This is a genomic window from Actinokineospora guangxiensis, from assembly GCF_042657845.1.
Classification (GTDB): domain Bacteria; phylum Actinomycetota; class Actinomycetes; order Mycobacteriales; family Pseudonocardiaceae; genus Actinokineospora; species Actinokineospora guangxiensis.
The window spans coordinates 70,412-83,504 of the sequence record NZ_JBHSKF010000014.1 but is presented as its reverse complement, the minus strand read 5'-3'; the positions used below and the strand labels follow the sequence as shown (position 1 = coordinate 83,504).

At 67.1% G+C, this 13,093-nt stretch carries 11 protein-coding genes and 1 pseudogene; 7 read left to right on the top strand and 5 right to left on the bottom strand.

The genetic code is table 11. From position 1 onward, the window contains the following. Positions 1-75 precede the first annotated feature (75 nt). The 4 genes from ACFPM7_RS23590 (at position 76) to ACFPM7_RS23575 (ending at position 4,961) form a co-directional block, all read left to right on the top strand. On the top strand, positions 76-1,815 hold the full coding sequence (locus ACFPM7_RS23590; RefSeq protein ID WP_378249917.1) for a beta-galactosidase: 1,740 nt from the start codon (positions 76-78) through the stop codon (positions 1,813-1,815). A 30-nt stretch (positions 1,816-1,845) separates the two neighbouring features. After that, on the top strand, positions 1,846-3,183 hold the full coding sequence (locus ACFPM7_RS23585; RefSeq protein ID WP_378249916.1) for an extracellular solute-binding protein: 1,338 nt from the start codon (positions 1,846-1,848) through the stop codon (positions 3,181-3,183). 120 nt (positions 3,184-3,303) lie between these two features. Then, positions 3,304-4,119 carry a carbohydrate ABC transporter permease gene (locus ACFPM7_RS23580; protein WP_378249915.1) on the top strand — a complete coding sequence of 272 codons (816 nt, stop codon included), beginning with the start codon at positions 3,304-3,306 and terminating at the stop codon, positions 4,117-4,119. Positions 4,120-4,157: 38 nt separating this feature from the next. Next, on the top strand, positions 4,158-4,961 hold the full coding sequence (locus ACFPM7_RS23575) for a carbohydrate ABC transporter permease (RefSeq protein ID WP_378250026.1): 804 nt from the start codon (positions 4,158-4,160) through the stop codon (positions 4,959-4,961). 198 nt (positions 4,962-5,159) lie between these two features. Here the strand turns inward: ACFPM7_RS23575 and ACFPM7_RS23570 are convergent. Beyond that, a pseudogene (locus tag ACFPM7_RS23570) lies at positions 5,160-5,324 on the bottom strand (alpha-galactosidase); the annotation flags it as partial. A 32-nt stretch (positions 5,325-5,356) separates the two neighbouring features. Here ACFPM7_RS23570 and ACFPM7_RS23565 point away from each other — a divergent pair. Then, positions 5,357-5,596 carry an SAVED domain-containing protein gene (locus ACFPM7_RS23565; RefSeq protein ID WP_378249914.1) on the top strand — a complete coding sequence of 80 codons (240 nt, stop codon included), beginning with the start codon at positions 5,357-5,359 and terminating at the stop codon, positions 5,594-5,596. Between the two features lie 232 nt (positions 5,597-5,828). Here the strand turns inward: ACFPM7_RS23565 and ACFPM7_RS23560 are convergent, their stop codons facing one another. Next, positions 5,829-6,014, bottom strand: a complete 186-nt coding sequence (locus ACFPM7_RS23560; RefSeq protein WP_378249913.1) for a hypothetical protein — start codon at positions 6,012-6,014, stop codon at positions 5,829-5,831. Positions 6,015-6,040: 26 nt separating this feature from the next. After that, a complete protein-coding gene (locus tag ACFPM7_RS23555; protein ID WP_378249912.1) occupies positions 6,041-8,395 on the bottom strand; it encodes an RHS repeat-associated core domain-containing protein in 2,355 nt (784 codons plus the stop codon). A 76-nt stretch (positions 8,396-8,471) separates the two neighbouring features. Between ACFPM7_RS23555 and ACFPM7_RS23550 the strand changes: the two genes are divergently transcribed. Beyond that, the gene (locus ACFPM7_RS23550) at positions 8,472-8,606 is read left to right on the top strand and encodes a hypothetical protein (RefSeq protein WP_378249911.1); all 135 of its coding nucleotides are present in this window, start codon (positions 8,472-8,474) and stop codon (positions 8,604-8,606) included. A 1,027-nt stretch (positions 8,607-9,633) separates the two neighbouring features. Here ACFPM7_RS23550 and ACFPM7_RS23545 read toward each other — a convergent pair. Both ACFPM7_RS23545 and ACFPM7_RS23540 read right to left on the bottom strand, forming a co-directional pair. Further along, positions 9,634-9,960 carry a MerR family transcriptional regulator gene (locus ACFPM7_RS23545; protein WP_378249910.1) on the bottom strand — a complete coding sequence of 109 codons (327 nt, stop codon included), beginning with the start codon at positions 9,958-9,960 and terminating at the stop codon, positions 9,634-9,636. 75 nt (positions 9,961-10,035) lie between these two features. Beyond that, positions 10,036-10,260, bottom strand: a complete 225-nt coding sequence (locus ACFPM7_RS23540) for an RNA-binding S4 domain-containing protein (RefSeq protein ID WP_378249909.1) — start codon at positions 10,258-10,260, stop codon at positions 10,036-10,038. A 750-nt stretch (positions 10,261-11,010) separates the two neighbouring features. On the opposite strand from ACFPM7_RS23540, the gene ACFPM7_RS23535 reads away from it, so the two are divergent. Beyond that, positions 11,011-12,639 (top strand): DUF5677 domain-containing protein, encoded by a 1,629-nt coding sequence (locus ACFPM7_RS23535; RefSeq protein ID WP_378249907.1) that lies wholly within the window; start codon positions 11,011-11,013, stop codon positions 12,637-12,639. Positions 12,640-13,093: the final 454 nt, after the last annotated feature.

The following is a 13,093-nucleotide window of genomic DNA, read 5'->3' as shown; positions in this document are numbered from 1 at the left end:
CGCCCTTGACGGCTCCAGCACCGCGAGCCTAGGGTCCCGTGAACGTTCACGGGAACCTTCACGGCCAGGTGGTGCATGGTGTTCGAAGTGATCGGCGACCAGTTCGCGCTCGATGGCGAACCGTTCCAGATCCTGTCCGGCAGCATGAACTACTTCCGGGTGGTGCCCGAGCAGTGGCGGGCGCGGCTGGACTGGGCCGCCCACCTCGGGCTGAACACCGTCGAGACCTACTTGCCGTGGGCGATCCACGAACCCGCGCCCGGCGAGTTCCGCTTCACCGGCGCCCAGGACGTGGTCGGATACCTGCGGACGGCCGCCGATGCCGGGTTGCGCGTCATCGCCCGACCGGGGCCCTACGCTTGCGCCGAGATCGACTTCGGCGGACTGCCCTCATGGCTGCTGCGCGAGGACATCGCGGTCCGCTCCACCGACCCCCACTTCCTCGGCCCCGTGGCTCGCTGGTTCGACCAGGTGCTGCCCCGGCTGGTCCCGCTGCAGCACGACCACGGCGGCCCGATCATCGCCATGCAGGTGGAGAACGAGTTCGGCGCCGTGGGGCGCGAGGACCCCGAGTACCTCGACTGGCTGCACACCGCCATGCGGGAGCGCGGCGTGACCGTCCCGCTGATCACCAGCGACCAGGCGGACGCCGGCATGCAGGCAAGGGGAGGGCACCCGGCCGCGCTGCGCACGATCAACTTCGACACCGGGGCGCGGGCGGCCCTGGAGCTGCTCCGCGCGCACCAGCCGACCGGTCCGCTGATGTGCACCGAGTTCTGGAACGGCTGGTTCGACCACTGGGGCGAAGCCCACCACCGCCGCGACCCCGCCGACGCGGCCGCTGACCTCGCGCACATGCTCGCCGCGGGCGCCTCGGTCAACTTCTACATGTTCTGCGGTGGCACCAACTTCGGCTTCTCCAACGGCGCGAACCACGACGGCCGGTACCAGCCGACGATCACCTCCTACGACTACGACGCCCCGCTCAGCGAGCACGGCACGCCCACGGCCAAGTTCGCCCTGTACCGGGACGTGATCGCCGAGCACACCGGCCGCACGACGGGTCCGCCCCCCGCGCTGCCGCCCCTCCTCCCGGAGACGACCGTCCCGATGACCCCCGCGATGGGCTGGGCGCAGATCCGACCCGCGCTGGGCAAAGCGGTCCCGCTCACCGCGCCCGCACCGATGGAGGAACTGGGTCAGGACTACGGCTTCGTGTCCTATGAGTTCACAGTGGCGGGTCCAGGCAGGCGACACCTGGACGTTCCCGGCGTCAGCGACCGCGCGCAGGTGCTCGTGGACGGCGTGGAGGTCGCCGTTCTCGACCGCGAGCACGGCATCTACGACGCCGAGTTGGTTGTCCCCGGCGCGACGGCGACCGTCGAGCTGATCGTGGAGAACCTCGGGCGGGTCAACTACGGCGAGCACCTCGTCGACCGCAAGGGCGTCCTCGGCGACATCCTGGTCGACGGCAGGCCAGTGACGGACCTGCTCGCGATTCCCATGGACTGGAGCGCTCTGCCCGACCTGCCCGCAGGCCCTGTGCTGAAAGCCGGCCGCGGGCCCGTCCTGCACCAAGGCGCCTTCACCGTGGAGTCCCCGGCGGATTCATTCGTCGACACCGGGGGCTGGACCAAGGGCGTGGTGTGGGTCAACGGCTTCTGCCTGGGCAGGTACTGGGACCGCGGCCCCCAGCGGAGGCTCTACCTGCCCGGCCCGGTGCTCACCGCTGGGTCGAACACCGTCGCGGTACTCGAACTGCACACGACCACCGCCGCCGCCATCGTCCTGCGGCCGGAACCCGATCTCGGTTGACCCCTCCCCCCGCTGATGACAGGAACCGCAATGAAGCGCTCCGCACACCGCTCCCGGTACATCACGGCCGCCGCGCTCACGGTCGCGCTCACCGCGACCTCCTGCGGCTCGGACACCGCCGCGCCTGGTGCCGCGGCTGACTGCGCGCCCGCCCAAGGCCCGGTCGAACTGACCTTCTGGAGCTGGCTGCCCGGGATCGACAAGGCCGTCGCCGCCTGGAATGCGGGCAACCCCGACATCCAGGTGCGCGTGGAGATCACGCCGCAGGGCAACCAGGGCACCTACGGCAAGATGTTCACCGCCCTGAAGGCGGGTGAGGCGCCCGACCTCGGGCAGGTCGAGTTCGACAACCTGCCCGGTTTCCGTGTCCAGCAGGGCCTGCGCGACATCGCCGCCTGCCCCGGCGTCGCCGAGGCCGCGCCGACCTTCGTCGACTGGACGTGGGGCCAGGCCAGCTTCCAGGGCGACGGGGTGTTCGCCGTTCCCCAGGACACCGGACCGCTCGCGCTGTTCTACCGCAAGGACCTCTTCGAGAGGTACGACATCGCGGTGCCGAAGACGTGGGAGGAGTACGCGGACGCGGCGCGCAAGCTCAAAGCGGCCGACCCGAAGGTCTCCATCACGCACTTCCCGCAGAAGGACGTCAACTGGTTCGCCGGCCTCGTCTGGCAGGCGGGTGGTCAGTGGTTCGCCCTCGACGGCGACGCCTGGACGGTGAACCTCGCCGACCCGAACGCCCGCAAGGTCGCCGATTACTGGCAAGGCCTCGTCGACGATGACCTCGTGGCCAACCTGCAGGGCTTCTCCGAGTCGTGGAACAAGGCCCTGGAATCCGGAACCGTCGCCACATGGGTCAGCGCGGCGTGGGGAGCGGGAACCCTTGAGTCGGCGGCGCCGTCGACCAAGGGCAAGTGGGCCGTCGCGCCAATGCCGCAGTGGACAGCGGGCGAGGCGAAGTCGGGCAACTGGGGCGGATCGACCACGGCCGTGCTCGCGGGGACCGAACACCCGGCCGAAGCGGCGAAGTTCGCGCTGTGGCTGAACTCCTCCCCCGAGTCCTTGGCCATCCTCACCAGCGAGGGCGGCATCTACCCCGCCGCCAAAGAGGCGGCCGCCACGTTGACGCCCTCCGGGAAGCTGTCGACCTTCTTCGGCGGGCAGCAGTACTACGACATCTTCGCCGAGTCCTCCACTCAGGTGAGCCAGGACTTCGCATGGGGACCTGCCATGGAACAGACCTACGGTCACATCCGAGATGGCTTCGGCACGGCCCTCGGCGGAACTGGCACACTCACCGACGCGTTGACGACGGCCCAGCAGAAGACGATCACAGAGTTGGAGCGCCAGTCCATCCCGGTCCGGAAGTAGACCGCGGTGACCGCCACCCTCGCCAGGCCCGCCGCTCGACCAAGGACCCGCTCGAGCGGCGGGCGAGCGGGAAGACGCACAGCGTTGCTCCTACTGGCGCCTTTCGCCGTCGGGTTCACGGTGTTCTACCTCGCACCCGTCGGCTACGCGGTGGTGAAGAGCTTCTTCACCGTCACCCGTGAGTCCACCTACGCCGGCGCCAACGAGGTCTTCTCCGGCTTGGACAACTACGGCGCCGCACTCGCCGACGGCGGTTTCACCTCGTCGCTGGGCAGGGTCCTGTTCTTCGGCGTCGTGCAGATCCCGGTCATGCTCGGCCTCGCCCTGGTACTCGCGCTGGTGCTCGACTCCGGCACGGTGCGGCTGGTCCGGTTCCTCCGCCTCGGCATCTTCCTGCCCTACGCGATCCCGGGCGCGATCGCCGCGATCATGTGGGGGTTCTTCTACGCGCCCAACCTCTCCCCCATCAACCAGGTCCTCTCCCCGCTGGGCATCCAACCGGACCTGCTGTCCGGCGAGGTGATCCTCTACTCGATCGCCAACATCACCACGTGGACGTTCACCGGCTACAACATGCTCATCCTCTACTCCTCCCTGCGCGCCATCCCGCCCGAGCTCTACGAGGCCGCTCGGCTCGACGGCGCGTCGTCGTGGGCGATCGCCTGGCGGATCAAGGTTCCGCTGATCGCGCCGTCCTTGGTCCTCACCGCGGTGTTCTCGATCATCGGCACGTTCCAGCTCTTCACCGAACCTCAGGTGATGGCGTCGGTGTCCAGCGCGATCGGCAGCGCCTACACACCCTCGATGGCGGCCTACGCGCAGATCTCGGCGCAGAACTTCGGGCTCGGCGCGGCCATGAGCGTGATCGTGACCGTGGTCATCGGCCTGCTGTCCGCGGTCTTCTTCCGCGTCACCCGCAACCGGGCGGCGCTGTGACCGCGCCCGCGTCCAGGACGCTGCTGCCCACCGCGCTGATGGCGCTGCCGCTCATCTACTTCCTCGCACCGGTCGTGTGGCTGGTGTTCGCCGCCACCAAGACCAGCGCCGACCTGGCAGGCACTTTCGGGCTGTGGTTCGGCGCCGACACGGTGCTCGGCGACAACATCAGCCGGACACTGACCTTCGACGACGGCGTGTTCGTCCGCTGGTTGCTCAACAGCGCCCTGTACGCCGTGGGCGGCGCCGTGGCGGCGACCGCGTTGTCGGCGATGGCGGGCTACGCCCTGGCCAAGTTCGCCTTCCGCGGCCGCGATCTCGTGTTCGGGGTGGTGCTGGCCGGCGTCCTGATCCCGCCGACGGCGTTGGCCGTACCGCTGTTCCTCATGCTGGCGGGCGCCGGGCTGACCAACACCGTCTGGGCCGTCCTGCTCCCCAGCATGATCAGCCCGTTCGGGGTGTACCTGGCCCGCGTCTACGCCGCCGCCTCGGTGCCGGACGAACTCTTGGAGGCAGGTCGGGTGGACGGGGCCAGCGACTCGCGCCTGTTCTGGACAGTCAGCGTGCGGCTCATGGCCCCCGCCCTGGTCACGATCTTCTTGTTCCAGCTGGTCGCCATCTGGAACAACTTCCTGCTCCCACTCGTGATGCTCGCCGACGACGACCTCTACCCCGTCACCCTCGGGCTCTACGCGCTCAACAGCCAGCTCACCCGCGACCCGACCCTGAAATCCATCGTGGTCACGGGATCTCTGCTTTCCATCATTCCCTTGGTCGTGGCCTTCCTCCTCCTGCAGCGCTTCTGGCGCTCGGGCCTGGCGGCGGGAAGCGTGAAGGCATGAGCTGATCAACCGACTGCGACAACCTCGATGAGCCACGCTCGTTCCGGGCACAGCGGCGGCGGTCGCAGGCCCCCCTCCGACAGCACCCGGCCGGACAAGACCCGGGTTCGCCATTCGCCCCGCGGCCCCGTGATCTTCGGTGGCGCTGTCACCTCGACCTCCCGGACGCGGTAACGCCGGTTCGCCGCGTTCCGCCGGTGTCGTCGAAGCGATGTCCCCCTCGATACCGAGATGACCGAAGAGCGCTGTGGCGAAACGGAAGTCGAGCGACTGGGTGCGTCCCGAGGTGTGCGCGGTCGACGGGCCGCTGTGGGAGCCCATCAGCTCAGGAGGAATCACCAGTCCGGTCCACCGCTGGATCGTCTGCCGTTCGTTTGCTGGTGCTCAGCCCACCAATGGGAATCAGGGAAATCGCCATCGCCGACGCTGCCGCCGCAGTAGCGTTCGCCCACGGGGCCTGGGACCACATCCGCTCCGCGTGCCTGAGGGCGTCGCGGGTGCATCTGTACCTCGCTGGCCCGGCGGGCTTGGCGCTGCTGCCGGGGCACCGCTGGAATCGGATGCGCCCGACTGTCGTCTACGAAGATGTGCAAGGCCCGGCAATGTATGAGCAAGCATTCACCGTCGAGGCGTAGGCACTGCTCCGACGAGCAGATCTGGTGATATTACTGGCCGGTATGGTCGGGCGGTGCTGTGGTGCCTGATGAGATCCGAACGGGCCCGTGCGGCCTGGTCGTCCGCGGTGGCGGTCCGTCCTCGCAGCTCCTTTTGGTGTACTGGCCAGCGCGGGACGTCTTCGAGTCAAACTCGGTTGTGAGCCTCTTGATGTGGTGAGAGTCGTTGCACCACACCAAGAGGCTGGACCGCTCAGTTCTTCTTCATCCGGAGCACGAGGAAGACCGCGATCGCGCTCACGGGAATCATGGGCACGTATCGCAGCCAGGTGTGGCACGTCGACTGTGCCAGTAGCCCTCCGAGGACGCCGGCAGCAGCGGCAGCGACGATGAGGCCAATGGTCACGAGAATTCTGACTCGCCGCGTCGGGCCGGTCATCCTCCCCATCCTTCCTGGTTTGGTTGTCACGTGGTGATCACATAGGCGGGGCCGGTGACGAAGCCCAAGCCGCCACCCACCGCGGCGCCCACTCCAGCTCCGGCAGCGCATCCGACAGGACCGAACACGCAGACCAAGATGCCGATGCCGCCTCCCGCTGCCGCCCCGCTTCCTGCGAACCCGCTCACGATGCCCAGGTCCTTCTCGAAGTCGTCGGTGCTGTAGGCGCCGGTGGGGTCGGTGCGGTTGACGGGGTCTGCTTGGGCGTAGGCGTAGAGGTTGCGTTCTCGGGCGGTGGGGTCGAGGGTGGTGAATCGTCCCCAGGCGGGGTTGTAGTAGCGGTAGCCGAGGTGAGTGGTGCCGTTGCGCAGGGTGTGGCCGCCGAGGAAGCGGAAGGGGTTGGCGGCGGCGGGTGCTCCCGTGGTGGTGGTGTCGCCGTAGGGGGTGTAGGTGTGGGTGGCGGCGAGGGTTCCGGTGGTGGAGAGCAGGGCCAGGACGCTGCCTTGGTGGTCGGTGACCACGTTGTAGCGGCTGGTGCCGATCTTCTCGGTGACGATGGTGCCGTCGGGGTCGCGGGCGAGGCTGGTGCGGGTGCCGTTGTCGGTGAGGGTGGTGACCCCAAGGGCGGTGGTGGTGAGGACCCGCTGGCTGGTGGTGCCGCCGAGGGTTTTGGTGATGGCGCGGGGTTGGGTCTGGTCGATGGTGTCGTAAGCGGCGGTCAGGGTGGTGCTGCCGCCCGTGGCGCTGCTGAGTAGTTGGTTGGTGGTGGAGTAGGTGTGTGTGGTGTTCCCGGAGCCGGTGAGGTTGCCTGCTGTGTCGTAGGTGAGGGTGGTGGTGCCGGCGGCGGTGAGCTGGTTGGCGGCGTTGACGGTGTGCGTGGTGCCGGCGAAGGAGGTGAGGTTGTCGGCCTTGTCGACGGTGTAGTTCGCGCTTCCCGCGGCAGTGAGGTGGCGCAGGGCGTCGTAGGTGTAGTTGGTGGTGACGCCCGCGATGGTCTTGGACTGCACCTGGTCCCGGTCGGCGCCCGCACTGGTGGTGTAGCGGTAGGTGGCCTTGAACAGCTCTGTCCCGCCGGTGTTCTTGACGGTGAGGCTGGTCTGGCGGCCGGAGTTGTCGTAGCCGTTGGTCTGGCTGCCCGCGCCGGGGAAGGTGGTGCTGGTGCGCCGGTCGGCGTTGTCGTAGCCGAAGGTCGTGGACTGGCCGAAGGCGTCGGCGAGCGTGGTGAGCCGGTTCGCGGCGTCGTAGGTGTAGGTGTGGGTTCCGGCGGGGTCGGTCAAGCTGGTCAGGTTGCCCGCCTTGTCATAGACGTAGGACACCGTCTCCGTGGCGCCCGCCTGGGTGCGCGCGGCGCTGGTGACCTGCTGACCCGTCGGGTAGGTGTCGTAGGCGAAGACCGTGCTCGCGCTGCCGCGGACGCGGGTGGTCACCGCTCCCACCGGGCTGTAGGCCATGGTCTGCAGGGTGGTGCCGCCGCTGCTGACCGACACGACGCGGTCGAGCTTGTCGTAGGCGTAGTCCACCCGCTTGCCGGCGCCATCGGTCACGCTGGTGACGCGCGAGAGCGAGTCGTAGGTGTAGCGGGTCACGCCCAGCGGCGACGGCGGTGTCACGCTGGTGAGGTTCCCGGCGCTGTCGTATCCGAACTGGGTGGTGTTGCCGTTGCCGTCCTTGATCGTCTCTAGCAGCTTCTTCGGCCCGGTGTAGGTGCGCACCTGCAGATCGGCGGCCAGTGGGGTGGAGCGGATCTTGGTGATGTTCCCGGCGCTGTCGTAGCTCAGGGTCCGCTCGTTGCCAGTCGGGTCCTTCACCGACGTGGGCTGGTTCGGGTGCGCGGTGCTGGTGTACCCGATCGTGGTAGTCGCCCCGGTGGGAAGTGTGGTGGAGATCAGGTTGTCGAGGGTGTCGTAGGTGCCGGTGGTGGAGTTGCTGAGGCCGTCGGTGGTCGACTGGATGCTGCTGTTGGCCGTCCATGCCTGGGACCGGGTGTGGCCGAGGGCGTCCTTCGCCGAGATCTGCCTGCCCTGCGCGTCGAGGGTGTAGACAGTCTTGTTGCCGTTCGGGTCCGTCATCGTGGTCTGCGTGTCGGAGTCGTAGGCGAACTTCGTCTCCGCCGCGCCCGCCTGCCGGGGCGTGGTGACCGTGGTGATGCCGCCGTCAGCGTCGTACCCGAACGACCACACCCGACCCAGCTGGTCCGTGAGCGACGTCAGGTGCCACGGGCTCTGGGCCGCGTAGGTCATGCGCAGGGTATTGCCGTCCCGGACAGTGAACTCGGTCAGCTCGCCGTTGCTGTTGAAGGTGTAGCTGCCCGCGACGGTGCCCGAGGGGTCGGTGATGGTGGTGATCCGCCGGCCGGCGGTGCTGTTTGCGGTCGCTGGCATCCCTGCCAACCAGTTTGGCCCGGGATTCGGGTCGGGTGGTCGGTGGGCGCATGGCCTGCCCATGAGCTTGCAGTCGGTGACCTCGCTGCTGCGGCCGAGCGCGCAGCCCATGACGACGTTCGGGGAGTGGCTGATGCTGTTCTTGCGCTACGCCGGACCGATCCTGCTGGCGCTGGCAGCATTGGCGTTGCGGGCGCGAGTGAAGCGGTGACCAGAGACCAACCAGAACCAGATCGCAGCTGCGCTCGATCACCGCTTGTCGTCGTTGATCGTCGGAGGGTAGCGGTCAGCCGGTACGATCCGACCGTGCGAGCCGAGCCGATGCTGGTGCCGAGCAGGTTCTCATGCACGTAGTCGAGCTGCAGGGGTAGGAGAGGCGGAGATCGAGTGCCGACACGATTGCGGATAGCGCTTGGCGGGCTTGGTCTCGTGTTGGCGGCGTTCGGGGCGACCAGCTGTCGTCCCTCGGTGGTCTGCAGATGTGCTCTTCGACAGCTGGCTATCGCAGTTGCGACCCTCCGGTGCTAGACGGAGGAACAGTCGCACTGTTCACGGTCTTGATCAGTGTCGGTGTCGCGGCAGTCATCGCAGCGGTTCTGGCCCCGAAGGGCACGGCTAGGCGCCAGTAGGCCACAGCTGGATCAGCCAACGTTCCTTATTCTTCGCGAACGTTCCTTCACCGAGCTTTGCCGTCTTCCGCCTGCCAGTGACGTGCACGCGGGCGGAATATGCGCCAGGGGCGGCAACCTCCAGAGCCCTATCTGACTGTTCCGCGGTTACCGACTCAAGTCGCACGCCTTTTAGCAACTCGCATTGCACAGTCTCAACGGCGTCCCACTCGCCGGACCTCGCAGGTTCCCCGCTCCAGATCTCAATACGGACGGCGGGAAGGTGGTCTGAGCCGGCGCTGTGGAGTAGCAATCCACCTGGGCCACCCATCACAAGCCAATCTTCCGACGTGGCCATGAGGGCGAGCGGGGAGTTCATCCTGTTGATGTCCTGAAGAACGATGCGGCCAAGAGATCAACACCGAAAGATCAAAACGCCCGCCGACCTGGTGATTCATCCAGGACGACGGGCGTTTTCACAGACCGTCGGGCTGACAGGATTTGAACCTGCGCCCCCTTGACCCCCAGACGTGCCGATATCAAGCTCTGAACTGCGGAAACATGGATCGACGCCTTCAATATGCCTCTGTTGCAGTCGCTATGGCGCATCTACCGTCGGCTTAGGCTCGCTCACATCTCCAGTTTCGCTCCATCCGCTGCACAGCGGTCCGTTGACGCCGCAGTTCGGCCTCCTGCCCGGCGAGGGTGTCCTCCAAGCTCACCAGGATGCCCGCGACACCGCACCGGCATAACTTCTGCCGGTGGGAAGGCGCCACTGACGTCGTCCAACGCGATCCCGGCGTCGGCCACCTTGCGGACCCACAGCAGGCGGATCATGTCCTCGTGCCCGTAGTGGCGGCGGTCGTCGCCGCCCCGTTCGGGCCCGGGGAGCAGACCGATCTCGTAGTAGTGGCGGATCGCATGTGGCGTGGGTGCCTGCGAAGGCCGCCGCGTCACCGAACTTGACCTAGCGGGGTGACAGGAAAGACGACGGCATGGCAAGGCCCTACTGGCCCGTGGCAGCTGGCGCTCCTACGCCGTCACCGCCCGCACGCGCCGCCCCGCGACGGCGACCACATCACCGAGCTGGAGCTGCGCTCCCCGCCTGCCCTCCACCTCCCCGTTCACCAGCACCTGATCGGTCTCGACCAACTCCCGAGCCCCAGCCCCGTGCTCAGCGAGCCCAGCCAACTTCAAGAACTGCCCCAACCGGATCGGAAACCCGACAACAGCCACATCCACAATCGTCGACGACATCCCACCATCCTCCCCGACAGAACCCGACACCGAGACTGAGCCCATTCCCCAGGCAGGCCGCACTCACGCGGCATGGACGGATGCTCGTGGTCAGTCCTTGCCGGCGCCGTCCAGACGGGCGGCTGTCGAGGTGATGTAGCGGGTGAGTAGGTCTCTCCGGGGCGCGGGACAGGGCGGCTTCGCGAGGCCGCGGCGCTCCGCCGCGGCCTCGTGGGCAGGGTTGCGGTGCACCGACCAGCGTCGGGCCCTTCGTTGGCGGCCCACAGCCGCTCGAACGTGCCCAGGAAATCGGTGCTACCGCTGCCCTCCATCATTGCGCGGTGCAAGAGGCCGAGCGCCCGCGACCAGTCCTCGCCGGGGCAGCCGTCGAGGCCCTTCGTCCTCCTACCCGGCGGCGTTGGCCGTGAGACCAGTGCTCACGGTGGCGGCGACAGCTGCGGCAACCGTCTTGCTGAGCAAGCGGGACGTCTTAACCCAACGCTGCTAAGCGCTGCCGACCACCAGTAGCTCGCCGCCACGTCAACGGGCACAGATCCGGCCGTATCGAGCGGGTATCCAACAGGTCAAAGCGGAGAAGGTCACCGATCGGGGTGTCTACCGCGTGTCGCACCGCCGGAGTGAATAACTGCCGGTTCATCATGTTGACGGACGCGGTCAGCACATGATCACCGACCTGGAGCGCACGCCCGAGCTGGAAGCCGCGGTGTTCCGGATCTTCCTCGGTGGCGACTGCGGTCGGAGGGAGATCGGTTGAGCCCGCAGCAAGGCAAGCGTCAGCAGTCGGGCCTTCTCAAAGGCCACTACAGGGCCGGTCAAAAGTACCGCCCGCCGATGCTGTCGTACTCGGAGTCGATGGTCGGAGACTGGGTTCGGGACGATCTGCCCGATTTGTTGTGGCCTTCCGCTCTGACGGCCCTTGATGGCGACGACGGCATGGCGCGCTACCGCCGATTCGTGACGGAGGCTCACGACGCGCTGAAGCAAGCGGGCGTCGATCTCGCCCGAGTTGTCCTCGACGGCCGCCTCACGAGCCTTGAAGCGGTGCCGCCGGATCTGCGCACACAACTCGCCCCGATGTTGACCGAGCTGATGGATCGGCACGATGTCGTCCCCGATCGGCTCGTGAGATTGCTCGGCCTGTATCCAGAGGGCCCCGGCCGCTGGCTACTCGTCGAGCCGTACCGGACAGGCGCCGACAACGGGGACGAGGACATCGAGTCGGTCCGGTTCCTCGCCGATGTGATCTTCAGGGTCGTGACCGACGACGAGAAGCACGCCGCCGTGAAGTTCGCCGCGATGGCGTGGCGCGTCGCCAGCCGGACGCTCAGCTTGTCGGCCGACATGGTGGAGGTACTCAAGGACTACCCCGCAGACCCCGCGAAACGACCACTGGCCGAATCCATGATCCGCAGCTCGTTCGGTGCCGAGAAGGGCGCTGCGTACGCACTCGACCCCACTCTGGAGCGACAGCACCAGAACTGGGCCTCCGCGTTCTGGCGGCAGAACTGGCGGATGTCGGCCTGCGTCTTTCCGGACGCCGCAGAGGAAGAGGCCGACGAACAGCCGACGCCCGCTGTTCCTGGGGAAGCCGAGACGACGTCGACCAGCGACGACACGCAACCCGCAGTAACCGACGCTCTCGTCGCCACTGCGACGGCGGAGTTCAACAGGTTCATGGACGCGGCCCTGGACCGTGACGTTCCCTTGGACCTCTATGCCCCGGCCAAGCACGAGGTCGTCAGCGGCCTGATCGCTCGTGCCGCCCGCTCGGTGGTGGCAGCGTTGCTCGCTCCCCATCTGTGGTCGGGTGAACACGGATCAGGGATCACACGTCTGCTCGCCGAGACGGAGATCCTCCTGGCTTGGCTGGAGATCACTGGTTCCGATGCGTACGAGAAGTACCAGTCATACGGACGCGGCAAAGCCAAGCTGATGCATATCCGCATGAAGGAGCTGCTAGAGGGCTTCCCGGGTGAGCCTCCGGAGTACCTCGTGAAGGCAGTGGAGCAGCAGGCGCGGAAGCTCGGTGGGGAGTGGGGCCAGGAGTTCACCGAGGTCGACCTGAGCGCCACCTTCTCCGGCACCACGATCAGGCAGATGGCGATCGACACCGGACTGAAAGACCTATACGACCACGTGTATCAGGCGTCGAGCGCAGTGACCCACGGAGAATGGTCGCCGATCGAGGATTACGTCATGCAGCGCTGCATGAACCCGACGCACCGTTGGCACCTCGTACCGTCGCCGCGACCGGCCTTCGACAGCGAGCCACAGCTCGGCGCCTACTGGGTGGCCAAACTCGGCGAACTCGTCAACGCGGCCCTTCGAAACCTGAACGTGCCCCAGGCAACAGGTTGGGTCTGCTGCACCGATAGGTGACATCCTGACCAGCCCGTCCCGATGATCAAGTCCCCTTCCCGGTGGCCTGGTACGGCTCGTCCTCGGCGCGGCGCTCGCCGAGGACGACATCGGCGGTGATGTGTCCCTATGGCTGCCGTTGCATGCGAATAAGCTTGAGATCAGCGAGGGCACGCGCATTCACCGCAATTGATGGCGCCTCGGTGTTTGGGAGATTCTTTTCCTGGACCGCCGACGCGATGGCAGCCTAACTTGGATCAAGTGTCCGCTGGTGTCATGATGAAACGGAACGGGAACGCCAGGGACATCGTTCAGGGGAATGGTTTAGTCAGTCGAGAATGTCCCTGGCGGTGGAGCTTTCTGGTTGTCACGGGTGTCCCGGTCGGACTTCCGCGAGCGGGCGCACTGTCGGCTGCTGTTGTGAGGCATCGTTGTATTTTCGGTTGTGCGGTGTAACGGTCGGTGCGTCCTGGCG

Coding starts and splice junctions, on each gene's coding strand:
- ACFPM7_RS23585 (WP_378249916.1), top strand. CDS start 1,846: ATGAAGCGCTCCGCACACCGCTCCCGGTACATCACGGCCGCCGCGCTC.
- ACFPM7_RS23555 (WP_378249912.1), bottom strand. CDS start 8,395: ATGCCAGCGACCGCAAACAGCACCGCCGGCCGGCGGATCACCACCATC.
- ACFPM7_RS23590 (WP_378249917.1), top strand. CDS start 76: ATGGTGTTCGAAGTGATCGGCGACCAGTTCGCGCTCGATGGCGAACCG.
- ACFPM7_RS23560 (WP_378249913.1), bottom strand. CDS start 6,014: ATGACCGGCCCGACGCGGCGAGTCAGAATTCTCGTGACCATTGGCCTC.
- ACFPM7_RS23565 (WP_378249914.1), top strand. CDS start 5,357: ATGGGAATCAGGGAAATCGCCATCGCCGACGCTGCCGCCGCAGTAGCG.
- ACFPM7_RS23540 (WP_378249909.1), bottom strand. CDS start 10,260: ATGTCGTCGACGATTGTGGATGTGGCTGTTGTCGGGTTTCCGATCCGG.
- ACFPM7_RS23575 (WP_378250026.1), top strand. CDS start 4,158: ATGGCGCTGCCGCTCATCTACTTCCTCGCACCGGTCGTGTGGCTGGTG.